We start from the raw sequence: 22,770 nt of genomic DNA, 5'->3' as shown, positions 1-22,770 counted from the left end.
TCGGGGGTTACTGATGAAATTGGGGTTTCTGACTGCGTGTCTTCCGGAAAGCGGTCTTACCGACATAGCCCGCTGGGCGGCCCGGCAGGGCTACGAAGCCCTGGAAGTAGCGGGTTGGCCGGCATCCGATGATCGCAATCACATCAAGGTAGATTCTTTTGACGAAGCCGAGAACGAGCGCGTGCGAAGAATCTTCGCGGAGACCGGACTGACGCTTTCCTCGATCGCGTACTACGAGAACAATCTCCACCCCGAGCGAGGGCCGGAGGTGAACGCGCATGTACGGCGCTGCGTGGACGCCGCCGCCGCGCTGGGCTGCCCCACGGTCGGCACGTTCATCGGCCGCGACCCCGGGCTGACGGTCCGCGACAACCTCAAGCGCGCCGAGGACGTCTTCGGCCCGCTCGTCGAATACGCCACCGCCCGCGGCGTCGAGCTGGTCATCGAGAACTGCGTGATGAAGAGCTGGCACCCAGACGGCTATCCGGGCAACCTGGCCTACTCCCCCGAGCTGTGGGAGTGGATGTTCGGGCTCGGGCTGAAGCTCAACTACGACCCCTCCCACCTGGTGGCGCTCGGCATCGACCCGGTGGCCGCGCTGACCCCGTACATCCCGCATATCGCGCACGTACAGGCCAAGGACACCCAGATCCTGCCCGGCGCGATCGACAGGTACGGCTACCACGGCCCGATCAGCGGCGCGAAGGGCTGGTACCGCTTCCGCGTGCCCGGACTCGGCCAGGTGGACTGGACGCGCGTGATCGACGCGCTGTACGAGGGCGGCTACGACGGCGTGGTCTCCGTCGAGCACGAGGATCCGGTGTGGAGCGGAAGCCCGGAAAAAGTGCAGGCCGGGCTCTGTATCGCTTACCGCACGTTGCGTCATCTCGTGCAGGGGTAAGTGCGGCTTATCCCCGATCAGAGGAGCGTGCCATGCCGACGAAGGTGACCGCCGTCCTCTCCGTCGCCCTGCTGGCCGCCGTCTCGCTCGCGGCCTGCGGCGACGACGGTGGGCGATCGGCGGGCGACGAGATCACGGTCTGGACCGAGGAGAACCTCGAGGACCGGATGGCCGTGCAGAACGCCATCGCCACCGAGTTCACCAGGAAGACCGGGATCAAGGTGAAGCTGGTCGGCGTGGCCGAGGACCAGTTCAGCCAGACCATCACGGCCGCCGCCGCGGCGGGCGACCTGCCGGACGTGATCGGGGCGCTGCCTTTGGCTTCCGTACGCGAGCTGGAGGCCAACGACCTGCTCGACACCGAGACCCCGGGGAAGATCGTCGACCGGCTGGGCCGCGATGCGTTCTCACCACGCGCACTGGAGCTGGACAGCTCGGGACGGACGCTGCTCGCGGTGCCCAGCGACGGCTGGGCGCAGCTCATCCTCTACCGCAAGGACCTCTTCGAGGCGGCCGGGCTGAAGCCGCCCGACACCTACGAGACGCTGCAGGAGGCCGCCACCAAGCTCAACACCGGCGGGGTCGCCGGCATCACGCTCGCCATCGCGCCCAAGGACACCTTCACCGCGCAGAGCTTCGAGCACATCGCCCAGGCCAACGGCTGCGAGCTCGTGGACGGCTCCGGCAACGTCACGCTCGACTCGCCGCAGTGCACCAGGGCGTTCGCGTTCTACGCCGGCCTGGCGAGGAACCTGTCGGTCAAGGGCAAGCAGGACGTCGACTCCACCAGGGCCACGTACTTCTCCGGCAAGGCGGCCATGACGATCTGGTCGTCGTTCATCCTCGACGAGCTCGCGGGCCTGCGTAAGGACGCGCTGCCGAGCTGCCCACAGTGCCGTGAGAACCCCCAGTGGCTGGCCGAGAACACCGGCGTGGTCACCGCGCTCAAGGGTCCCGACGGCAGTGCCCCCGCCCAGTACGGCGAGATCGTCTCCTGGGCCATCACCCGCGACGCCGCCAAGGAACCGGCGAGCGCGTTCGTGACGTACATGATGAACGAGGGCTACGAGCGCTGGATCGGCATGGCACCCGAGGGCAAGGTCCCCACCCGCAAGGGCTTCGAGGAGAAGTGGGACGCGCTGCCCGCCGGCGTCGACACCAAAAAGCCGCTCTCCGACGTCTACCCCGACGACGTGCTCGACGCCCTGCGCAAGAGCCCCGACACCATCGCCCGCTGGGGCATCTCGCAGGGCCAGGGCAAGCTGGTCGGCGCCACCATGGGAGAGCTGCCCGTGCCCAAGGCGCTCAGCATGCTCGTCGACGGGTCGCTGACCCCGCAGCAGGCCGCCGCGCAGGCCAAGCGCGAGGTCGAGAGCATCAAGCGCGGGATCCGCGAGTGACCGCCGCCCGCGTCGAGGAGCCGCCCGGCTCCCCCGCTCCCCGGCCCCGCGGGCGCACGCTGCGGCAGCAGGAGGGCCGCGCCGGGGCCGCGCTCATCTCGCCGACGCTGATCATCACGCTGGTCGTGGTGGTGCTGCCGCTGCTGTGGGCGATCATGCTGGCGTTCCAGGACGTGCGGCTGATCAACATCAGGCAGGCGGGCCTGTTCGGGAACTACACGCTGGAGAACTTCGCGTACGTGGTCTCCGAGCCGGGCTTCTGGTCGTCGCTGGTCAACACGCTCGTCTACACCGTCGCGGGCACGGCGCTGTCGATCGCCATCGGGCTGGTCACGGCGCTGGCGCTGCGCGACAGGTTCAGGGGCCGCACGCTGGTCAGGGCCGCGATCCTCATCCCGTACGTGGCCCCGGTGGTGGCCGTCACGTTCCTGTGGGAGACGATGCTCAACCCGCAGTACGGCATCGTCAACACCTGGCTGGCCGAGCCGATCGCGTTCCTCACCCAGGCCAGGGGCGAGTTCCTCGGCGTGCGGGTGCCGGTCGCGCTGCTCACCGTCATCGCCTTCGAGACGTGGCGGTACTTCCCGTTCGCGTTCCTGTTCATCCTGGCCCGCCTGCAGGCGCTGCCGAAGGAGCTGGACGAGGCCGCCATCGTGGACGGCGCGACCCCCACCCAGCGCTTCCGCTACGTGATCATGCCGCAACTGTGGCGCATCATCGCGCTGCTGTCGGTGCTGCGGTTCGTCTTCACCTTCACCAAGTTCGACGACGTCTACCTGCTGACCGGCGGCGGCGCCGGCACCGAGGTGGTCAGCGTGCGTGTCTACAACTTCCTCACCTCGCGCGACGACATCGGCGCCGCCGCCGCGCAGGCGATCGTGCTGGCCGTGTTCCTGGTCGTCTTCCTGGCGATCTACCTCAGGTTCTTCGCGGGAGGCGAGCGTGAGCAGGGATAGGTTCGAACGGGCGCTGCTGCGGGCGCTCAGGCCGCTGGTGATCGCGTTCCTCTTCCTGATCACCGCGTTTCCGTTCCTCTACATGGTGATGCTCTCGGTACGCGACATCCAGGAGCTGATCCTGGAGCCCGGCTCGCTCTGGCCGTCCGCCTTCACCCTCGACGCGTACGTGGACGTGCTCACCCGGCAGGGCTTCCTGACGTTCCTCAAGAACAGCACGATCGTCGCGGTCGTCTCGGTGGCGGTCACGCTGCTGGTCTCGATACCCGGCGCGTACGCGGTGGCGCGGCTGCGCTTCTTCGGCCGCCGCCAGGTGCACTTCCTCTTCCTCGCGGTCTACCTGTTTCCCGCGATCGTGCTGGCCATCCCGCTGTTCGTGTTCTTCACCATGATCGGCCTGCGCGGATCCCTCGTGGGCTTGATCCTCGTCTATATCGCGCAGACGGTGCCGGTCACGGTATACATGCTCCGCAACTACTTCGAGACCGTGCCGCAGAGCGTGGAGGAAGCGGCCGCGATCGACGGATGTTCGAGGCTGTCGACCATCTGGCGGGTGGTGCTGCCCCTGTCCAAGCCCGCCCTGATGGCCACCGGCCTCTACGCGTTCATGATCGCGTGGAACGAGTTCCTGTTCGCCCTGCTCTTCCTCGTGGACCATAGGGAGAGCTGGACGGTGTCCCTGGGGCTTTCGCAGCTCGCCGGGAGCATCGAGATCCCCACCACGGTCTTGATGGCAGGGTCGGTGGTGCTCACGCTGCCCATCGTGATCGTGTTCTTCGCCAGTGAGCGGCTGCTGACGGAGGGCCTCACCGCAGGAGCGGAGAAGGGATAGACCATGCTGACGGCAGGGCAGATCCTCCAGCTCATCCGCCATGGCTCCTGCCGCACCCGCAAAGAGCTCATCGAGCACACCGGCCTGTCACGCTCGACCATCACCGAGCGGGTCGACCGGCTGATCGCCGCCGGATACATCCACGAGTCGGGCGTCGGCGCCTCCGGCGGCGGGCGGCCACCGTCGGTGCTCGAGGTGCACGCCGCCAGGCGGCTGATCCTGGTGGCCGACCTGGGCGCCGCCCACGCCACGGTGGCGCTCACCGACCTGGCCGCCCGCCCCATGGCGGAAGAGCACGCCGAGATGCGCATCGAGCTGGGGCCCGACGCGGTGCTGTCATGGGTGCGCGAGGCGTTCCAGCGCATGCTCGACAGGGCCGGGCGGCCCGCCCGCGACGTATGCGGCATCGGGCTCGACGTGCCCGGCTCGGTCGACCACGCCACCGGGCACGTCATCAGGTCGTTCCTCATGCCCGGCTGGGACGACCATCCGGTGCGCGAGGCCATCAAGGAGTCGTACGACGTGCCCATCCTGGTCGAGAACGACGCCAACGCGATGGCGCTCGGCGAATGGTGGTCGTCATGGCGCGACACCGCGGCGCTCGTCCTGGTCAAGGTCTCCACCGGCATCGGCGCCGGCATCGTCCTCGACGGCCGGATCCACCGAGGCGTCGAGGACGCGGCGGGCAACATCGGCCACGTGCGCCTCAGCGAGACCGACGACCGGGTCTGCACCTGCGGCTCGCGCGGCTGCGTGGCCTCGCTGGCCAGCGGCCGCGCCCTGGCCGCCGACCTCGGCGTGGGCTCCAGCCGCGAGGTGGTCAAGCTCGTGCAGGCGGGCGACCCGGCCGCCATCGCCCGCGTGCAGGAGGCCGGGCGCACGCTCGGCGTCGTCCTCGCCACGGCGGTCAGCCTGCTCAACCCCGCCGTGCTCGTGCTGTCCGGCGACATGGCGCGCACCGGCGAGCACTACCTGACCGGCATCCGCGAGAGCGTCTACCGGCGCAGCCTGCCGTACACGACCCGCAACCTGCCGATCGTCACCGGCTCGCTGGGCGAGCGGGCCGGCATCGTCGGCATGGCGGTGCTCGTCATGGAGCACGTCCTGTCGGCGGCCGCCGTGGACACCGCGCTGGCCGCCGCAGCCGGTTAGGCCCGCCGAGATCGGTCAGCCACCGAGGCCGGTCAGCCGCCGAGGCGCGTCGCCCTTGAGATCGGCGGCCGCCGGGGCGTCAGGCGGCCGCAAGGGTGCGGCGCAGCTCCCCCGCGGCCTCCACCAGCGACGGGCCGTACCACGTGAGCAGCCGGCCGCTCACCGGCACGCACCTCAGGCCGGGGAACGACTCCGGGCCGTCGGTCTCGCTGAAGGCGTAGGGCTCATCGGGCAGCACCACGAGGTCGGGGCGGCGGGCGTTCAGCTCGTCGAGCGGGATCTTGGGGTAGCGCTCGGGGTGGCCGGCGTACAGGTTGTCCACGCCGAGGTGCCTGAGCACGTCGCCGGTGAACGTGTCGCGGCCCACCACCATCCAGGGCCGCCGCCAGATGGGGACGATCGCCGTACGCCTCGGGCCGTCCCAGGGCTCCCGCCACGCCTCGCGCGCTTGAGCCAGCCAGTCCGGCGGGTCCGTACGGCAGGCGTGCACGAACATCCGCTCAAGCGACGCGAACGCCTCCTCCAGCGTCGCGATCTTCGTCACCCAGACCGCGATGCCCGACTCCCGCAGCGCCTCGATGTCGGACGGGCGGTTCTCCTCGGCGTTGGCGAGCACCACGTCGGGCCGCAGCCGCCTGATCGCGTCGAGGTCGGGGTTCTTGGTGCCGCGCACCCTCGCCACGTCGAGATCCGCCGGGTGCGTGCACCACTTCGTGGCCCCGACCAGAGCGTGCGGCACCGTGGCCGCCACCGACTCGGTCAGCGACGGCACCAGCGAGACGATTCGCCGTACTTCGCCGGGAATCTTGACGACCGTGCCGGTGTCATCCACATTGACAGCCTAGATCCATGGCTTCGTGATCAATTTGTCGGCTGTGGGCCGTAGACTCAAGCTGAAGATCTTCCACTCGATGATCGGGGGGACGACGGTTGGAGCACGAGTCGCTCGGTTTCGACCCCAACACGCCAAGCGTGGCCCGGCTCTATGACTACTACCTCGGCGGCAAGGACAACTTCCCCGCCGATCGCGAGGCTGCCGAGCGCATCCTCAAGGTCGCCCCCGAGCTGCGGGCCGCCGCCAGGGCCAATCGCGCTTTCCTCGGCCGCGCCGTGCGCCATCTCGCCGAGGCCGGCATCACGCAGTTCCTCGACATCGGCACCGGCCTGCCCACCCAGGGCAACGTCCACGAGGTGGCGAAGAAGGTCGTGCCCGACGCCAAGGTGGTCTACGTCGATCGCGACCCGGTGGTGCTCGTGCACGCCAGGGCGCTGCTCGCGGGCCAGGGCGACACCACGGTCATCGAGGGCGACCTGCGCGAGCCCGCGGCCATCCTCTCCCACCCCGAGGTGCGCGCCACCATCGACTTCAGCAAGCCCGTCGGCCTGCTGCTGGTGGCGATCATGCACTTCATCAAGGAGGAGGAGCGGCCCGACGAGATCATGGCGACGCTGCGCGAGGCGCTCGCGCCCGGCAGCTACCTCGTGATGTCCCACGGCACGAGCGAGGCCAGAGCCGAGGCCGTCGATCGCGGCACCGAGGTCTACCAGAGCGCCAGCGCCCCGCTCGTGCTGCGCGACAGGGAGCGCATCCGCGAGCTGTTCTCCGGGTTCACGCTCATCGACCCCGGCCTGGTGTGGCTGCCCGAGTGGCGGCCCGAGCAGGCCGACGTCATCGACTTCATGGACAACCCCGCCTCGTCGCTCATCCTGTGCGGCGTCGGCAGGAAGGGCTGAGAACATGCGCGTCGGGCTGGCCGTCCCGCAGTACGGCAGGTTCGCCTCGCTCTCCAGCGTGCTGGAGGTGGCGCGGGCGGCCGAGGCGATGGGCTTCCACAGCCTGTGGGCAGGCGACCGGCTGCTCACCCCCGTCCAGCCGAAGGACCGCTATCCCGGCGGCGACGGCTCCATCCCCGAGGCGCACCGGACCTTCCTCGACCCGTTCTCGGTGCTGTCGGTCGCCGCGTCCGTCACCACGTCCGTACGCCTCGGCACCAGCGCTCTGAACGCCTGCTGGTACGCCCCCGCGGTGCTGGCCCGCTCCCTCACCACCATCGACCACCTGAGCGGCGGCCGGCTCGACGCGGGGCTCGGGCTCGGCTGGTCCTCCGACGAGTACGCCGCCGCCGGCGTGCCGTGGAAGGACCGCGCCCGCCGCTACGAGGCCACCCTCGACGCGCTCGAGGCCATCTGGACCACCGACCCGGTGTCGTTCGACCACGACCTGTGGTCTATCCCGCCCAGCCACATCGAGCCCAAGCCGGCCCGCCGCCCGCCGCTCTACCTCGCGGGCTTCGCCGGGCCCGCGCTGCGCCGCATCGGCAGGCGCGGCGACGGCTGGCTGACCGCCACGCTGCCCATCCCCGTGCTGACCTCGATGTGGCAGACCGTGTGCCAGGCCGCCGAGGAGGCCGGGCGCGACCCCGGCGCGCTGCGCATGATCCTGCGCGCCAACCCGATCATCACCGACGACGGCAGGCCGCCCCGGAGCGGCACGGTGGCCGAGATCAGCGCCTACCTCGCCGAGGCCGTGGAGGCGGGGGCGCACGAGCTGATCATCGACCTCCAGCACACCGCCACCGACGACCGGCACATGCTCGACCTCGCCAAGTCCTTCCAGGACGAACTCACCGCCCGCCTCGGCTGACCCCGCGCGCGCTCGCCCCTGCCGGCCCCGCGCGGCCGCCCCGGCTGCCTCGCGCGCATGAGCTGACCCGCCGCGCTCGGCCTCCCAGCCGCCCCACACGATTGCGTCGGCCGACCCGTGCATCGGCCGAGCTCCGCGCTCGCCCTCTCCTGCCGGAAGGGCCGGGGAAGGAGCCGGGCAGAAGGTACCGGAGGCTGGATAGAAGAGGCGAAGACCGGACGGTGAGGGGCCGGAAGGCCCGGCGGGAAGGCTGGGGTGTGGAAAGCCCGCCTGCTTCTCTCAAACGGGCAGGCGGGCTCGGGTGGTTACCGCGACGGGGTCACTTGAGGGCGGCGAGGGCGCCGTCGTAGTCAGGCTCCTGAGTGATCTCCGGCACGAGCTGGGAGTAGACGACCTTGTTGTCGCCGTCGAGCACGATCACCGCGCGGGCGGCGAGACCGGCCAGCGGGCCGGACTCCTGCGCCACGCCGTAGTCGGTGAGGAACTCACGGCCGCGCATCAGCGAGAGCGTGGTGACGTTCTCCAGCCCCTCGGCGCCGCAGAAGCGGCCCTGGGCGAACGGCAGGTCGGCCGAGATGCACAGCACGGCCACGTCGGGGTGCTCGGCGGCGATCTCGTTGAAGCGGCGCACGGAGGCCGCGCAGACGCCCGTGTCGATGCTCGGGAAGATGTTGAGCACCTTGGTCTTCTGGCCGAAGTCGTCGAGCGTGCGCTCGGACAAGTCCTTGCCCACCAGGCGGAACGCGGGCGCGGTGTCGCCGGCCTGCGGGAAGGTGCCGCCGACCGTGATCGGGGTGCCCTTGAACGTGACGTCGGACATGAAAACCTCCTGTTAGCGATGGTGCCGAGATCGTGCCCAGCAGCGCGATCCTATCGGCGCCCGTCGTCGGTGATCCCGCCGCAGCCCGCCACCGCCCGCCGATGATTGCGCCGCCGCCCCTCGCGCCGCCCGGCGGGGCCACCGCGAACGCCGCGAATTCGACCCTACGCGCACCAACCTTTCCGGCCCGCGCCAACGCCGCAAACCGGTCCACGCGAACGCCCCTGATCAGAGCCCGCGCACCGCCCCGGTCGGCGCGGGCGGCGCTGACAGGGGCGGGCGGACCTGGCGGCGCAAGCCGGGCGGCGCAAGCCGGGCAGGGGTGGGCCGGGCCGGGCCGGGGTGGGTGCGGTCAGACGTTGCGGCGGTACTGGCCGCCGGCTTCGAAGAGGGCGTCGGTGATCTGGCCGAGCGAGCAGTGCCTGACCGCCTCCATCAGCACCTCGAAGACGTTGCCGTCCGACATGGCGGCCTCGCGCAGCCGGGCGAGGTGGGCGGGCGCCTCGGAGCGGTGCCGCTCGTGGAAGGCGCGCAGCCGTTCGAGCTGGGAGCGCTTCTCCTCCTCGGTGCCGCGCGCCAGCTCCAGCTTGTGCGGATCGGAGTCGTCGGAGCCGGCGGGGTTGCGGAAGGTGTTGACGCCGATGATGGGCAGCGAGCCGTCGTGCTTGCGGGTCTCGTACAGCATGGACTCGTCCTGGATGCGGCCGCGCTGGTAGCCGGTCTCCATGGCGCCGAGCACGCCGCCGCGGTCGGACAGCCGCTCGAACTCGGCCAGCACCGCCTCCTCGACCAGGTCGGTCAGCTCGTCGATGATGTACGAGCCCTGCAGCGGGTTCTCGTTCTTGGCCAGGCCCCATTCGCGGTTGATGATGAGCTGGATGGCCATGGCGCGGCGCACGGACTCGGCCGACGGCGTGGTGACGGCCTCGTCGTAGGCGTTGGTGTGCAGGCTGTTGCAGTTGTCGTAGATGGCGATGAGCGCCTGCAGCGTGGTGCGGATGTCGTTGAAGTTCATCTCCTGGGCGTGCAGGGACCGCCCGGAGGTCTGGATGTGGTACTTCAGCTTCTGCGAGCGCTCGCCCGCGCCGTACCGCTCGCGCATGGCGATGGCCCAGATGCGGCGGGCCACCCGGCCGAGCACGCTGTACTCGGGGTCCATGCCGTTGGAGAAGAAGAACGACAGGTTGGGCGCGAAGTCGTCCACCTTCATGCCCCTGGCCAGGTACGCCTCCACGTACGTGAACCCGTTGGCCAGCGTGAACGCGAGCTGGCTGATCGGGTTGGCCCCCGCCTCGGCGATGTGGTAGCCGGAGATGGAGACCGAGTAGAAGTTCCTGACGCTGTTGCGGATGAACCACTCCTGGATGTCGGCCATCATCCGCAGCGAGAACTCGGTGGAGAAGATGCAGGTGTTCTGCCCCTGGTCCTCCTTGAGGATGTCGGCCTGCACGGTGCCCCTGACGGTGGCGAGGGTGCGGGCGCGCAGCTCACGGTCCTCGCGCTCGTCGGGCTCGCGGCCGTGCTCGGCGCGGAAGCGGTCTCTGGCCTGGTCGATGGCGGTGTTGAGGAAGAAGGCGAGGATGGTCGGCGCGGGGCCGTTGATCGTCATCGACACCGACGTGTTGGGCGCGGACAGGTCGAACCCGTCGTAGAGCACCTTCATGTCGTCGAGGGTGGCGATGGAGACGCCGGAGGTGCCGACCTTGCCGTAGATGTCGGGCCGCGGGTCGGGGTCGTGGCCGTACAGGGTGACGGAGTCGAACGCGGTGGACAGCCGGGTCGCGGGCTGGCCCTCCGAGAGCAGCTTGAAGCGCCTGTTGGTGCGGAACGGGTCGCCCTCGCCGGCGAACATCCTGGTCGGATCCTCGTCGTCGCGCTTGAACGGGAACACGCCGGCGGTGAACGGGAACATGCCCGGAAGGTTCTCGCCGCGCAGGAACCGCAGCAGCTCGCCGTGGTCGGTGTAGCGCGGCAGGGCGACCCGGGGGATGCGGTTGCCGGAGAGCGTCTCGCGCCACAGCGGCGTGCGGATCTCCCGGTCGCGGATCTTCACCACCAGCTCGTCGTTGGAGTAGCGCTCCTTGATGCCCGGCCAGGCGTCGAGCAGCGCGCGGCTCTCGTCGCTCAGCTCGCGCTCGGCCTGCTCGGCCAGCTCGGCGAGCCGGCCCGACTCGGGGGCGTCCTCGCCCAGCAGTTCGCGTACGGCGGCGAGCTGCTGCCTGCGCCTGGCCACCTCGGCCTGCGCCCGCGTCTCCGCGTGGTACGCGCGCACGGTCTCGGCGATCTCGGCCAGGTAGCGGCTCCTGGACGGCGGCACGATGGCCTCGGCGACCTTCGAGGTGCGCCCCTCGACCTTGGGCAGCAGCCCGGGGCCGGAGGCGCCGGTCGGCAGCAGCGGCTTGAGGTGGTGGTAGAGGGCGGTGACGCCGGTGTCGTTGTAGCGGGCGGCGATGGTGCCGAAGACCGGCATGTCCTCGGGCGAGACGCCGAACGCCTCGCGGTTGCGTACGAGCTGGCGGCGCACGTCGCGCAGGGCGTCCTCGGCGCCGCGCCGCTCGAACTTGTTGATCACCACGGCCTCGGCGAAGTCGAGCATGTCGATCTTCTCGAGCTGCGAGGCCGCCCCGAACTCGGGCGTCATGACGTAGATCGGCACGTCCACGTGCGGCACGATGCCCGCGTCGCCCTGGCCGATGCCGGGCGTCTCGACGATCACCAGGTCATAGCCGGCGGCCCGGCAGGCGGCGATGACGTCGTCGATGCAGGCGGGCACCTCGTTGGCGGCGCCCCTGGTGGCCAGCGAGCGGAAGTAGGTCTGCGGGCCCAGGCTGTTCATCCTGATGCGGTCGCCGAGCAGCGCGCCGCCGCCGCGCCTGCGGGTGGGGTCGATGGCGATGATCGCGATGCGCAGCTTGTCGTCGTGGTCGATGCGGAAGCGGCGGACCAGCTCGTCGGTGAGCGAGGACTTGCCGGAGCCGCCCGTACCGGTGATGCCGAGGACGGGCGCGCGGCGGTCGGTGGCGTTCCTGATGCCCTCCAGCAGCTCTGCGGGGGCCCTGCCGCTCTCGATGAGGGTGATGGCGCGGGCCAGCGCCGCCTGGTCGCCCGCCATCACGGCTTCGGCCTGCGGCGGGTCGCCCAGCTCGACGTCGCACTCCTGGATGAGCTGGTTGATCATGCCGGGCAGGCCGTAGCGCTGCCCGTCCTCGGGCGAGAAGATGCGCGCGACGCCGCGCGAGTGCAGCAGCTCGATCTCCTCGGGGACGATGACGCCACCGCCGCCGCCGTACACCTTGATGTGGCCCGCGCCGCGCTCGCGCAGCAGCTCGACCAGGTAGGTGAAGAACTCGACGTGCCCGCCCTGGTAGGAGCTGATCGCCACGCCCTGGACGTCCTCCTGGATGGCGGCCGTGACGATCTCGTCGACCGAGCGGTTGTGCCCGAGGTGGATGACCTCGGCCCCCTGGGCCTGGAGGATGCGCCGCATGATGTTGATCGCCGCGTCGTGCCCGTCGAACAGGGCCGCGGCGGTCACGAAGCGGACGGGGTGTACCGGGACGTGCACGCCTGATCACTCCTTCGTGGAGGCTTCTCCCCCAGATAATTGGACGTCCTACTTTCTTGATACTAGGACGTCCTACTATTTCCCGACAGTGTCCGGGGTAAGGGGCTGGCAGGAGGTGACGCGATGCGCGCGCTGACGTTCGTGCCGGGGAGCAAGGGCACGCTGGAGGTGCGGGAGGTGCCCGACCCCGAGCCCGGCCAGGGCGAGCTGCTCGTCCAGGGTCTCGCCCTGGGCATCTGCGGGACCGACAGGGAGCTGGCAGAGGGCGACTACGGCTGGCCGCCGCCCGGCGAAGAGCGGATGGTCATCGGGCACGAGTCGCTCGGCCGGGTGCTGCGCGCGCCGGACGGCTCGGCGTTCTCGCCCGGCGACCTGGTGGTGGGCGTCGTACGCCGCCCCGACCCCGAGCCGTGCGGCGCGTGCCGGCGCGGCGAGTTCGACATGTGCCGTAACGGCCGCTACACCGAGCGGGGCATCAAGGAGCTCGACGGCTTCGGCAGCGAACTGTGGACCATCGAGGCCGCCTACGCCGTCCGCGTCGATCCCGCCCTGGGCGAGCTCGGCGTGCTGGTGGAGCCCGCCTCCGTGGTGGCCAAGGCGTGGGAGCAGATCGAGCGGATCGGCTCGCGGGCCTGGTTCGAGCCGCGCACGCTGCTGGTGACGGGGGCCGGGCCGATCGGGCTGCTGGCGGCGCTGCTCGGGCGGCAGCGCGGCCTTGAGGTGCACGTGCTCGACCGTTCACCGCACGGGCTCAAGTCGAGCCTGGCAGAGGAGCTGGGCGCGATCTACCACTCGTCCTCGACGCTGGAGGACTTCCGAGAGGCCAAGCCGGACATCATCATCGAGTGCACCGGGGCCGGGCAGCTCGTCATCGACTCGCTCACGACCACGGCGGCGGCCGGCATCGTGTGCCTGTGCGGCCTGGCTCCCGGCGGGCGGGCGCACCGGGTGGACGCGGGCGTGATGAACCGGGAGATCGTGCTGGAGAACGACGTGGTCTTCGGGACGGTGAACGCGAACCTGCGGCACTTCCGGGCCGCGGCGGCGGCTCTGGCGGAGGCCGACAGGGAGTGGCTGGGACGGCTCATCACCCGGCGGGTGCCGCTGACGCGGGCGCTGGAGGCGTTCGAGCCGGCCGAGGACGTCAAGGCGGTGATCGATCTGACGGCCTGACGCGGGGCCTTCAGACCGGGCCTCAGCTCCGCTCGTACGGCCTGCGCCGCCTGGAGGCGGGCTCGGGCACGGATCCGGCGGCGACCCGCGTACGCGCGGGACGGGCGGCCTGCGGGGCGCTCTGCGGCTTGGGACGGGCGGTCTGGGCGGGCCGGACGATCTGGGACGTCTGGAAGGTCTGGGGCGGCGCCGCGGTCCTGGGCCGGGAGCCGGCGGGCCTGCGCTCGGGGGGACTTTCGCCCGCGAAGGGATTCCTGGGAGTCGGGACGCGCCGTACGTCTTGAGCGGAGGAGGAGCGGGAACGCGCGAACCACGGCCAGGAGAGCCGGCGGTGTGCGCCGCGGCGGCGGGTCAGCCGCAGGGAGAGGACGATCGTGGTGAGCACCATCGCGGCCAGTAACGCGACCGGCGTGCCTAAGAAGTCGAGCGGCGAGCCCTGCCCCGTCTGCGATCTGGGCGGCGAGATGAAGGGCTGCTCGGTCGAGCGGATCTCGTTCAGATCGGCGTTGGCCTTGACCAAGCGCGGAATGCCGTAGCCGACGACCTTGTCGGTCTCTCTGACCTTGCGTTTGAGCCAGACGCGGTCGACGTTCGCCTCGATGGTGTGGATCTTCTTGCCGGCCACCCGTTCGACGATGCCGACGTGGTCGATGCCCTTGTAGCTCTTGCCGCCGCGCCAGTCGAAGAAGACGAGCGCGCCGGGCTCCGGCTTCTTGCTCCACGCGCCCTTCTGGATGAACCAGGCGGCGTGGGAGGGCGTCCAGGCGAACTCCCCGACGTACTCGGAGACGCCGGCCTTGTTCGCGGCCCAGGCGAGGAACATGTCGCACCACGGCGCGTCGCGGTATTGGCTGTCCTGGACGCGATCGGCGTACCACTGGCCGAACTTGGTGTACTGGCCCTTCTTCTCCTTGTATCCGAGTTCCTGCCGAACCGTCTTCAGCAGCTTGTCCGCGATCGGGTCCAGAGTGACTCCTCCCAGAAGACAGGCGAATCACGATGGACTGTAGTAGCGCCATCGCGGAAGCGCGCGGGTCACCTGGAAAGTGTCGTCCTATGAGCCGAAATTTCGGTTGTGTTGCTCCCGGGACGGATGTGACGGCCTACTACGTCTTTTAGGAGCCGGCGCCCACGCGGTAGACGTTCACATCGCCCGCGCCCGGCGCGACCACGTCGGCCACGATCACGGTCACGTTGTCGGGCGAGCCGCCCTCGTTGGCGAGATCGATGAGCCGCTGGACGGCCGCCGCAGGTTCTGCCACCGTGGTCAGGACCTCGTGCAGAACCTCGGGCCCGAGCACCGTCGTGAGCCCGTCGGAACAAAGGAGGTAGCGGTCATCAGGCTCGGCCTCGCGCAGCGCCATGTCCGGCTCCGCCCTGCCCTCGCTGCCCAGGACGCGCAGCACCATCGACCGGCGGGGGTGGACGGCGGCCTGGTCCTCCGTGATCCGCCCTTCGTCCACCATCGACTGCACGAGTGTGTGATCCTTGGTCATCTGGTAGAGAGCACCGTCGCGAAGCAGATATCCGCGGGAGTCACCGAGATGAGCCAGAGCGAAGCGGTAGCCGTCCCAGAGCATGGCGGTCACCGTGGTGCCCATCCCTCTGCGCGCCGGGTCGATGTCGGCCAGCTCGACCAGCCTGCGCCCCGCTTCGTGCACGGCGCCCTCAAGGGCCGCCTCAAGGTCGGAGCCCGTCTCGGGAAGCGTGGCATCCAGCTCGCGCATGACGGCGATCACCGCCGAGCTCGCCAGCTCGCCGGCCGCGTGTCCACCCATCCCGTCAGCCACCACGAGCAACCGGCCGCTCGCGTAGCCGGAGTCCTCGTTCTGCTCCCGGCGGCGGCCCACGTCTGATCCGGCGGCATAGCGGATGTTGTGCTTCATACCCTGCAGTAAATCATTGGTTGAAAGACTTCACAAGCAGATGCGCTGAAGACTCCTGTGAACTACTGTGGGCTCCATGAGCCACGACCCGACCGTCAACGCCGGGGACATCGCCCGGCTCGCCGGCGTCGGGCGGGCCGCGGTGAGCAACTGGCGCCGTCGCCACGACGACTTCCCCCAGCCCATCGGCGGCACCGCCAATCAGCCGCTGTTCTCGCTGCGGCAGGTCGAGTCATGGCTACGTCGCTATGGGAAGTCCTACCAGGTCTCCCTGGGAGATCGTGCCTGGCAACGCCTGAAAGCGGCGGGAGATTTGCATCTGGGCGAGCTGGTGGCCCAGGCCGGAGCGCTGCTGACCAAGGCGGCCCAGGTCGCGGGCGACGGCGAGAGCCCGTCGCCCGACGCCGGTCCCGGCGGTGAAAGCGCAGGTCACGACGGCCCCGTAACGCTCGATCCCGAGCTGACCGACCTCATACTCGAACTGGGCAGGGAGCTCGGGCCGCTGCGCGCGTACGAGTTCCTGTGTGAGCGTTATCTCGAAGCGCACTCGCGCCGGCTCTCGGTCACCCGCGACGACATCGCCGGGCTGATGGTCCGGCTGGTCGGCACCGAGGGCGCGACCGTGCTCGACCCCGCGTGCGGCGTGGGCACGCTGCTGCTGGCCTCCAGCCGCGCCTCGCGCATCCTCGGCCAGGAGCTCAGCGAGACCTCGGCCGCCATCGCCGCCTCCCGGCTGCGCCTGCGCGGCGTCGAGGCCACGATCGTGCCGGGCGATTCCATGCGGCGCGACGGCTTCGCCGGCGAGCGGGCCGACGCGGTGGTGTGCGACCCGCCGTTCGGCGAGCGGGCCTGGGGTTATGAGGAGCTGACCGGCGACCCGCGCTGGGAGTACGGCCTGCCGCCCAGAGGCGAGCCCGAGCTGGCCTGGGTCCAGCACTGCCTCACCCACGTCAAGCCGGGCGGCCTGGTGGCCATCTTGATGCCGCCGGCCGCCGCCAGCCGCAAGGCGGGCCGCCGCATCCGCGCCAACCTGCTGCGCGCGGGCGCGCTGCGGGCCGTCGTGGCGCTGCCGGGCAGCGACCTGTGGCTGCTGCGCCGCCCGGCGGCAGGTGAGCGCCCGCCGTCTGAGGTGCTGATCCTCGACGCCACGGCCGACCTGTCGGCGGTCGAGCCGGCCTGGCAGGCGTACATGGAGGACCGCTGCGACCAGACCGTGCGGATCATCGACCTGCTGGCCGACGAGGTCGACATGACCCCGGCCCGCCACCAGCGGCGCGACGACGTGGGCCGGGCCTTCGCCGAGGCGCGCGACCGCTTCCTCGCCGCCACGGCGGTGCCGCCGCCCGACCTCAAGGTGCTCGACCAGCCGCTCGACCAGCCCGCAACCACGCTCGGCGACCTCATCAAGGAGGGCCTGGTCACGGCCTCGCAGGCGCCGCCCAAGATGGCCGCCGACGGCGGTGACATCCCGGTGCTGACCTCCGACGACCTGCTCAACGGCGGCGCGCCGTCCGGCTCGACGACGATGCAGCAGGGCCTGGTCCCGATCAAGCCGGGCGACGTCGTGGCCTCCTACTCCGCCGTACGCGTGATGGCCGACGGCGGCGCGGTGCTAGGTCCCCATCTGACGCTCTACCGCGTGGACGGACGCAGGCTCGACCCCGACTTCCTCGCCGGGTTCCTGCGGGCCGCCGGCGGGCGGGTGACGACCGGCTCCAGCAGGTTCGACGTACGCCGCACCAAGCTGCCCCGGCTGTCGCTGCGCGAGCAGAAGGCGTACGGCGCGGCGTTCCGGCAACTGGCCGTGCTGGAGGACGCCATCCGCGAGACCTCCACGCTGGGGCACACGCTGATCCGGCTGGGTCTCGACGGCCTCGCCGACGGCCACCTGCACCCGCAGTCCTGACGGTGTAGTTTTCTCCGGAAGGCTGCGGGAGAGGGGGTTTATGGTCATCGGTGACCGCTACGAGCTCGACGACCTTCCTCTCGGTCAGGGCGGCATGGGCGCCGTCTACGCGGGCCATGACCGCCACCTCGACCGCAGGGTGGCGGTGAAGCTGCTGCGCCTGCCCAGCGGGCCCGACAACGAGCTGGAGCGCCGGTTCATCAGGGAGGCCAGGATCCTGGCCAGGCTGGAGCATCCCGGCGCCCCCGTGCTCTACGACTTCGGCACCCACGAGCAGCGGCTCTACCAGGTGATGCAGTTCATCGAGGGTGTCACCGTGGCCGACGTGGTGCACGAGCACGGGCCGCTGCCGGTGCCGTGGGCGGCGGCGATCGCGGCGCAGGCGTGCGCGGTGCTGTCGGCGGCGCATGCCCTGTCGATCTGCCACCGCGACCTCAAGCCGACCAACCTCATGCTCTGCCCCGACGGCAGCGTGAAGGTGCTGGACTTCGGCCTGGCGATGCTCAGGGAGCCCGACGTCACCACCTTCACCAGGATCGGGCAGATCCTCGGCACGCCGGCGTACATGGCGCCCGAGCAGATCCAGCACGGCATCACCGAGCCGCGCAGCGACCTGTACTCGCTGGGCTGCGTGCTGCACGAGATGCTCTCCGGCGAGCAGCTCTTCACCGGGCCGACCGACTACGTGGTCTTCGAAAAGCAGGTCAAGGAGCGCCCTCCGACCATTCCCGGGCTGCCCGAGCCACTGAGCGAGCTGCTCGCGCAACTGCTGGAGAAGAAGCCCGACGACCGCCCCGCCGACGCCGACGAGCTGTACGAGCGGCTCGACCCGTTCGCGGTCGGGCTGCCCATGCTGCCCGGCTTCCTCACCACCGACCCGAGCCCCGGCCGCATGTACGCCAGGATGGCCGGCCGCGCCCTCACCGGCTGAACCGGTTCCGTCGCACGCGAGCTGCGAAACCCCGCCGACCTCGCGAGATCGCGCTCTCTCGAATAACACCATCGTTATGTAACCTCCGTTGACAGAGCCATGTGAGCGCCGCGAATCTCTTGAGAGAGCGCTCTCTTAGTCACCACTTTGCACGGAGACCCAGGAGGGTTTCGATGGCCCCTCGCATCCGGCGGCTCGGCCTGCCCCTGCTCACCGCGTCCGTCCTCGCACTGGCGACGGCCTGCGGCGGCGGAGGCGAAGGCACCGCGGCCGAGTCGAGCGCCAAGCCCGGCGAGAAGATCAAGCTGACCGTCGACCTGTTCGGCGACTTCGGCTTCCAGCCTCTCTACGAGGAATACAAGAAGACGCATCCGAACATCGAGATCGTCGAGAACGTCACCCAGTTCAACGACCACCACAGCAACCTGGTCAAGCGACTGGCCACCAACGCGGGTGCGGGGGACGTCGTCGCGGTCGAGGTCGGCTACATCAGCACCTTCACCGCCCAGCCCGGCAAGTTCGTCGACCTCAAGCAGTACGGCCTCGACAAGCGCCAGTCCGAGTACCTCGACTGGAAGTGGCAGCAGGGCCTCAGCAAGGACGGGCAGCAGGTGCTCGGCCTCGGCACCGACGTCGGCGGCCTGGCCATGTGCTACCGCAAGGACCTGTTCAAGAAGGCCGGGCTGCCCGACGACCGCGACAAGGTCTCGGCGCTCTGGCCGACCTGGGAGGACTACATCGAGATCGGCAAGAAGTTCGCCGCGGCGAACGTGCCCGGCGCGAAGTTCGTGGACTCCCCCGGTGAGATCTTCCGCGCCATGGTCAACCAGGCCCCGGTCGGCCTGTACGACGAGCAGGACAACATCATCGTCGAGACCAACCCTGAGGTGAAGAAGGCCTGGGACCTGTCCAACCGGCTCACCCAGGAGGGCCTGACCGCCAAGCTGGCCGCCTTCTCCCCGCCGTGGAACACCGGCTTCGCCAAGGGCTCGTTCGCCACGATCATCTGCCCCGCCTGGATGACCGGCTTCATCCAGGAGCAGGCCAAGGACTCGGCCGGCAAGTGGGACATCGCGGCCGTCCCCGGCGGCTCGGGCAACAGCGGCGGTTCGCACCTCATGGTGCCCAAGCAGAGCAAGCACCCCAAGGAGGCGGCCGAGCTGATCGACTTCCTCACCTCCAAGGAGAACCAGGCCAAGGTTTTCAAGGAGGAGGGCACGTTCCCGTCGATCCCGTCGCTGTACGACGACCCGTCGATCCAGAACTTCACCAAGCCGTTCTTCGGTGACGCCCCCATCGGCAAGATCTACTCCGACGCCGCCAAGGCGCTCAAGCCGCAGCACCTCGGCCCGAAGGAGGCCGACGTGCGGACCGTCATCGGCAACGGCCTCGGCCGGGTCGAGCAGGGCAAGCAGACGCCCGACGAGGCGTGGGCCCAGGTGCTCCAGGACGTCAAGAAGATCAAATGAGCTCTCTTCCTCTCGCGGTCACGCAGAGGCGTAGGCGCAGCGTGCGGCACACCCTCGACATGAGGGTGTCGCCGTACGCCTACGTGGCCCCTTTCTTCCTGCTGTTCTGCGCCTTCGGGCTCTTCCCGCTGGTCTACACGGCCTGGGTGAGCCTGCACGAGTGGACGTTGCTGTCGGAGACGCAGGAGTTCATCGGCCTCGGCAACTACACGACGTTGCTGGGCGACTCCTACTTCTGGAACGCCACGTTCAACACCCTGTCCATCGGGATCCTGTCCACCGTGCCGCAGCTCGCGCTGGCCATCTGGCTGGCGCACCTGCTCAACAGGAGGCTGCGGTTCCAGACGCTGTTCCGCGTGGCGCTGCTGCTGCCGAACGTCACCAGCGTCGTCGCGGTGGTCGTGATCTTCAGTCAGCTCTTCGGCCGGGACTTCGGCCTGATCAACTGGATCCTGTCCTGGTTCGGCGTCGGCCACATCGACTGGGCGGCGGGCACCGCCACCTCGCACGTCGCGCTCTCAGTGATGATCATGTGGCGCTGGACCGGGTACAACGCGCTGATCTTCCTCGCGGCCATGCAGGCCGTGCCGCGCGACCTGTACGAGGCCGCCACCCTCGACGGCGCGAGCAGCTTCACCCAGCTCCGCCGCATCACCATCCCCATGATCAGGCCCACGATCATCTTCGTGGTCATCGTCTCGACGATCGGCGCGATGCAGATCATCGCCGAGCCGATGCTGTTCGGCCAGAGCAGCGGCAGCGGCGGCGGCATCGCGACGGGCGGGCCCGACCGGCAGTTCCAGACGCTGGCGCTGTTCGTCTACGAGCAGGGCTTCGCGAACTCGACGTTCGACTTCGGCTACGCCTCCGCGGCCTCCTGGCTGATGTTCGTCGCCGTGGTGATCGTCGCCGGCATCAACTTCCTCATCACCCGTCGCATGAAGGGCGGTCTGGTATGAGGCTGCGCTACCTGACCCTCATCGCGGTGGCGTTCTTCTCGGCCTTCCCGCTGTACTACAGCGTGGTGGTGGCCTCCAGGCACAACTCCGCGCTGGCCCAGGTGCCGCCGCCGCTGCTGCCCGGCGGGAACTTCTTCGCCAACGTCGCCCGCGTCTTCGACACCGTGCCGTTCGGGCTGGCGCTGCTGAACTCCGTCATCGTGGCCGGCTCGATCTCGATCGCGGTGATGTTCTTCTCGACGCTGGCCGGGTTCGCCTTCGCCAAGCTGAGCTTCAGGGGCAAGAACATCATGCTGGTGATCACGGTCGCGACCATGATGGTCCCCGCACAGCTCGGCATCATCCCGCTCTACATGCTCATGGTGAAGCTGGAGTGGACCGGCACCAACTACGCGCTCATCGTGCCCGCGCTGGTCAACGCGTTCGGCGTGTTCTTCATGACGCAGTACCTCCAGCGCGCGCTGCCCACCGAGCTGCTGGAGGCCGGCCGGGTGGACGGCTGCACGACCTGGGGGCTGTTCTGGCACGTCGTGCTGCCCGCCGCGCGGCCCGCGGCGGCGGTGCTGGGCATGCTGACGTTCATGTCGGCGTGGAACGACTACTTCTGGCCCCTGGTCGTGCTCACCCCCGACAATCCGACCGTGCAGGTGGCGCTGTCGACGCTGGCCAGCGGCTACGTCAACGACTACGTGCTCGGCCTGGCGGGCACCGCGATCGGCACGCTGCCGCTCGTGGCCGTCTTCGCGCTGTTCGGCAAGCAAATCATCGGCGGAATCATGCAAGGAGCTGTTAAGGGATGATCTTTCCCGAGGACTTCGTCTGGGGAGCCGCCACGGCCTCCTATCAGATCGAGGGGGCGGTCAAGGAGGACGGGCGGGGCCAGTCGATCTGGGACACCTTCTCCCACACCCCCGGGAACGTGGCCGACGGCGACACCGGCGACGTCGCCTGCGATCACTATCACCGCTTCCGCGACGACGTCGCCCTGATGCGGGAGCTGCGGCTGGGCGCCTACCGGTTCTCGGTGGCCTGGCCGCGCGTCCAGCCGGACGGCCATGGAGCGATCAACCCGCGCGGCCTGGCCTTCTACGACCGGCTCGTGGACGAGCTGCTGGCCGCGGGCATCACGCCGTACATCACCCTCTACCACTGGGATCTCCCCCAGGCGCTTGAGGACCGGGGCGGGTGGACCGATCGCGACACCGCGTACCGATTCGCCGATTACGCCCAGGTCGTGCACGACCGGCTCGGCGACCGTGTCCGCAACTGGGCCACGCTCAACGAGCCGTGGGTGTCGGCGTTCCTCGGCTACGGCAACGGCGTGCACGCGCCGGGCCGCCGCGACCCCGCCGAGGCCCTGCGCTCGGCCCATCACCTGCTGCTCGGCCACGGGCTCGCGGCCAGGCGGCTGCGCGATTCTGGTGCGGGGGCCGTGATGCTCGTCGTCAACTCCGCGCCCGTGCTCACCCCCGCCCAGGTCAACGACCCGTCGGCGGTGGCGAGCGAGGAGGACGCGGCCGCGGTGGACCGCGTCCACGCGCTGCTGACCCGGCAGTTCCTCGACCCCGCCGTGTACGGCAGGTACCCGGACGAGGTCGTCGCGGCGGCCGAGCGCAACGGCGGCACCGCGCACATCCGGGACGGCGACCTCGCGCTCATCAACGCACCGCTCGACCTGATCGGCATCAACTACTACAACCCGTGCGTGGTCGAGGCCGGTCCCGGGCTGCCCGCCGACCCCGCGTGGCCGGGCTCGGAGGGCGTCAGGTTCGCCGAGGCCGACGCGCCCACCACCGCGATGGGCTGGCCGATCGTCCCCGACGGCCTGTCCCGCCTGCTCATCCGGCTCTCGCAGGACTATCCGCAGGTCGGCCTCATGGTCACTGAGAACGGCGCGGCCTTCGACGACGTCGTCGAGAACGGCAGGGTGCACGACGACGACCGGGTGGCGTACCTGGACGGGCACCTGCGCGAGGTGCACCGGGCCATCGAGGCGGGCGTCGACCTGCGCGGATATCTGGTCTGGTCGCTGCTCGACAACTTCGAGTGGGCCGAGGGCTACCGGCGGCGCTTCGGCATCGTGCACGTCGACTACGCCACCCAGGAGCGGCTGCCCAAGGACAGCGCGTTCTGGTACAGGGACGTGATCGTCAGGAACGGCCTGTAGATTTTTACC

General features: G+C 69.8%; 19 protein-coding genes. 14 read left to right on the top strand and 5 right to left on the bottom strand.

What is annotated here, in order from left to right; translation table 11 throughout:
* Positions 1–13: 13 nt before the first annotated feature.
* Genes AB0K67_RS18185 through AB0K67_RS18165 form a run of 5 tightly spaced genes read left to right on the top strand, consistent with a single transcriptional unit; the run spans position 14 to position 5,241 of the window.
* Positions 14–901, top strand: a complete 888-nt coding sequence (locus AB0K67_RS18185; protein WP_364060828.1) for a sugar phosphate isomerase/epimerase family protein — start codon at positions 14–16, stop codon at positions 899–901.
* A 32-nt stretch (positions 902–933) separates the two neighbouring features.
* On the top strand, positions 934–2,301 hold the full coding sequence (locus AB0K67_RS18180; RefSeq protein ID WP_364060825.1) for an extracellular solute-binding protein: 1,368 nt from the start codon (positions 934–936) through the stop codon (positions 2,299–2,301).
* Positions 2,298–3,257, top strand: coding sequence for a sugar ABC transporter permease (locus tag AB0K67_RS18175; RefSeq protein WP_364060822.1), 960 nt, complete (start codon positions 2,298–2,300; stop codon positions 3,255–3,257). Before AB0K67_RS18180 ends, AB0K67_RS18175 begins: the two co-directional genes overlap by 4 nt.
* Positions 3,244–4,089 (top strand): carbohydrate ABC transporter permease, encoded by an 846-nt coding sequence (locus AB0K67_RS18170; RefSeq protein ID WP_364060819.1) that lies wholly within the window; start codon positions 3,244–3,246, stop codon positions 4,087–4,089. Before AB0K67_RS18175 ends, AB0K67_RS18170 begins: the two co-directional genes overlap by 14 nt.
* A 3-nt stretch (positions 4,090–4,092) precedes the next feature.
* Positions 4,093–5,241 carry an ROK family transcriptional regulator gene (locus AB0K67_RS18165; protein WP_364060816.1) on the top strand — a complete coding sequence of 383 codons (1,149 nt, stop codon included), beginning with the start codon at positions 4,093–4,095 and terminating at the stop codon, positions 5,239–5,241.
* Between the two features lie 79 nt (positions 5,242–5,320).
* Here the strand turns inward: AB0K67_RS18165 and AB0K67_RS18160 are convergent, their stop codons facing one another.
* Positions 5,321–6,073 (bottom strand): helical backbone metal receptor, encoded by a 753-nt coding sequence (locus AB0K67_RS18160; protein WP_364060813.1) that lies wholly within the window; start codon positions 6,071–6,073, stop codon positions 5,321–5,323.
* A gap of 98 nt (positions 6,074–6,171) precedes the next feature.
* On the opposite strand from AB0K67_RS18160, the gene AB0K67_RS18155 reads away from it, so the two are divergent.
* The gene (locus AB0K67_RS18155) at positions 6,172–6,975 is read left to right on the top strand and encodes an SAM-dependent methyltransferase (protein ID WP_364060810.1); all 804 of its coding nucleotides are present in this window, start codon (positions 6,172–6,174) and stop codon (positions 6,973–6,975) included.
* Between the two features lie 4 nt (positions 6,976–6,979).
* The gene (locus tag AB0K67_RS18150; protein ID WP_364060807.1) at positions 6,980–7,885 is read left to right on the top strand and encodes a TIGR03619 family F420-dependent LLM class oxidoreductase; all 906 of its coding nucleotides are present in this window, start codon (positions 6,980–6,982) and stop codon (positions 7,883–7,885) included.
* Between the two features lie 319 nt (positions 7,886–8,204).
* On the opposite strand, the gene tpx is transcribed toward AB0K67_RS18150, so the two are convergent.
* Both tpx and icmF read right to left on the bottom strand, forming a co-directional pair.
* Positions 8,205–8,705 (bottom strand): thiol peroxidase, encoded by a 501-nt coding sequence (gene tpx, locus AB0K67_RS18145; RefSeq protein WP_364060804.1) that lies wholly within the window; start codon positions 8,703–8,705, stop codon positions 8,205–8,207.
* Positions 8,706–9,057: 352 nt separating this feature from the next.
* Positions 9,058–12,270 (bottom strand): fused isobutyryl-CoA mutase/GTPase IcmF, encoded by a 3,213-nt coding sequence (gene icmF / locus AB0K67_RS18140; protein ID WP_364060801.1) that lies wholly within the window; start codon positions 12,268–12,270, stop codon positions 9,058–9,060.
* Positions 12,271–12,393: 123 nt separating this feature from the next.
* Between icmF and AB0K67_RS18135 the strand changes: the two genes are divergently transcribed.
* Entirely contained in the window at positions 12,394–13,443 is a 1,050-nt protein-coding gene (locus AB0K67_RS18135) for a glucose 1-dehydrogenase (protein WP_364060798.1), read from the top strand.
* Between the two features lie 22 nt (positions 13,444–13,465).
* On the opposite strand, the gene AB0K67_RS18130 is transcribed toward AB0K67_RS18135, so the two are convergent.
* Together AB0K67_RS18130 and AB0K67_RS18125 are read right to left on the bottom strand one after the other, a co-directional pair.
* The gene (locus AB0K67_RS18130; RefSeq protein ID WP_364061376.1) at positions 13,466–14,386 is read right to left on the bottom strand and encodes a CHAP domain-containing protein; all 921 of its coding nucleotides are present in this window, start codon (positions 14,384–14,386) and stop codon (positions 13,466–13,468) included.
* A 172-nt stretch (positions 14,387–14,558) separates the two neighbouring features.
* Positions 14,559–15,329 (bottom strand): protein phosphatase 2C domain-containing protein, encoded by a 771-nt coding sequence (locus AB0K67_RS18125; RefSeq protein ID WP_364060795.1) that lies wholly within the window; start codon positions 15,327–15,329, stop codon positions 14,559–14,561.
* Between the two features lie 76 nt (positions 15,330–15,405).
* Between AB0K67_RS18125 and AB0K67_RS18120 the strand changes: the two genes are divergently transcribed.
* The 6 genes from AB0K67_RS18120 (at position 15,406) to AB0K67_RS18095 (ending at position 22,761) form a co-directional block, all read left to right on the top strand.
* Entirely contained in the window at positions 15,406–17,235 is a 1,830-nt protein-coding gene (locus AB0K67_RS18120) for an N-6 DNA methylase (RefSeq protein WP_364060792.1), read from the top strand.
* 40 nt (positions 17,236–17,275) lie between these two features.
* Positions 17,276–18,166 carry a serine/threonine-protein kinase gene (locus tag AB0K67_RS18115; protein WP_364060789.1) on the top strand — a complete coding sequence of 297 codons (891 nt, stop codon included), beginning with the start codon at positions 17,276–17,278 and terminating at the stop codon, positions 18,164–18,166.
* Positions 18,167–18,339: 173 nt separating this feature from the next.
* Positions 18,340–19,635, top strand: a complete 1,296-nt coding sequence (locus AB0K67_RS18110) for an extracellular solute-binding protein (protein ID WP_364060786.1) — start codon at positions 18,340–18,342, stop codon at positions 19,633–19,635.
* Positions 19,632–20,594: a sugar ABC transporter permease gene (locus tag AB0K67_RS18105; RefSeq protein ID WP_364060783.1), complete on the top strand. Its 963-nt coding sequence runs from the start codon at positions 19,632–19,634 to the stop codon at positions 20,592–20,594. The genes AB0K67_RS18110 and AB0K67_RS18105 overlap by 4 nt, the downstream gene beginning before the upstream one ends.
* A complete protein-coding gene (locus AB0K67_RS18100; RefSeq protein ID WP_364060780.1) occupies positions 20,591–21,394 on the top strand; it encodes a carbohydrate ABC transporter permease in 804 nt (267 codons plus the stop codon). The genes AB0K67_RS18105 and AB0K67_RS18100 overlap by 4 nt, the downstream gene beginning before the upstream one ends.
* Complete coding sequence (locus AB0K67_RS18095; RefSeq protein WP_364060777.1) at positions 21,391–22,761, top strand: GH1 family beta-glucosidase; 1,371 nt, start codon at positions 21,391–21,393, stop codon at positions 22,759–22,761. The genes AB0K67_RS18100 and AB0K67_RS18095 overlap by 4 nt, the downstream gene beginning before the upstream one ends.
* Positions 22,762–22,770: the final 9 nt, after the last annotated feature.

Source organism: Nonomuraea sp. NPDC052634, from assembly GCF_040678535.1.
GTDB classification, from domain to species: domain Bacteria; phylum Actinomycetota; class Actinomycetes; order Streptosporangiales; family Streptosporangiaceae; genus Nonomuraea; species Nonomuraea fastidiosa.
The sequence above is the reverse complement of the archived record's forward strand: the minus strand, read 5'-3'. Positions and strand labels throughout refer to the sequence as shown.

Coding starts and splice junctions, on each gene's coding strand:
- AB0K67_RS18185 (WP_364060828.1), top strand. CDS start 14: ATGAAATTGGGGTTTCTGACTGCGTGTCTTCCGGAAAGCGGTCTTACC.
- AB0K67_RS18180 (WP_364060825.1), top strand. CDS start 934: ATGCCGACGAAGGTGACCGCCGTCCTCTCCGTCGCCCTGCTGGCCGCC.
- AB0K67_RS18165 (WP_364060816.1), top strand. CDS start 4,093: ATGCTGACGGCAGGGCAGATCCTCCAGCTCATCCGCCATGGCTCCTGC.
- AB0K67_RS18150 (WP_364060807.1), top strand. CDS start 6,980: ATGCGCGTCGGGCTGGCCGTCCCGCAGTACGGCAGGTTCGCCTCGCTC.
- tpx (WP_364060804.1), bottom strand. CDS start 8,705: ATGTCCGACGTCACGTTCAAGGGCACCCCGATCACGGTCGGCGGCACC.
- AB0K67_RS18135 (WP_364060798.1), top strand. CDS start 12,394: ATGCGCGCGCTGACGTTCGTGCCGGGGAGCAAGGGCACGCTGGAGGTG.
- AB0K67_RS18125 (WP_364060795.1), bottom strand. CDS start 15,329: ATGAAGCACAACATCCGCTATGCCGCCGGATCAGACGTGGGCCGCCGC.
- AB0K67_RS18120 (WP_364060792.1), top strand. CDS start 15,406: ATGAGCCACGACCCGACCGTCAACGCCGGGGACATCGCCCGGCTCGCC.
- AB0K67_RS18115 (WP_364060789.1), top strand. CDS start 17,276: ATGGTCATCGGTGACCGCTACGAGCTCGACGACCTTCCTCTCGGTCAG.
- AB0K67_RS18110 (WP_364060786.1), top strand. CDS start 18,340: ATGGCCCCTCGCATCCGGCGGCTCGGCCTGCCCCTGCTCACCGCGTCC.
- AB0K67_RS18105 (WP_364060783.1), top strand. CDS start 19,632: ATGAGCTCTCTTCCTCTCGCGGTCACGCAGAGGCGTAGGCGCAGCGTG.
- AB0K67_RS18100 (WP_364060780.1), top strand. CDS start 20,591: ATGAGGCTGCGCTACCTGACCCTCATCGCGGTGGCGTTCTTCTCGGCC.
- AB0K67_RS18095 (WP_364060777.1), top strand. CDS start 21,391: ATGATCTTTCCCGAGGACTTCGTCTGGGGAGCCGCCACGGCCTCCTAT.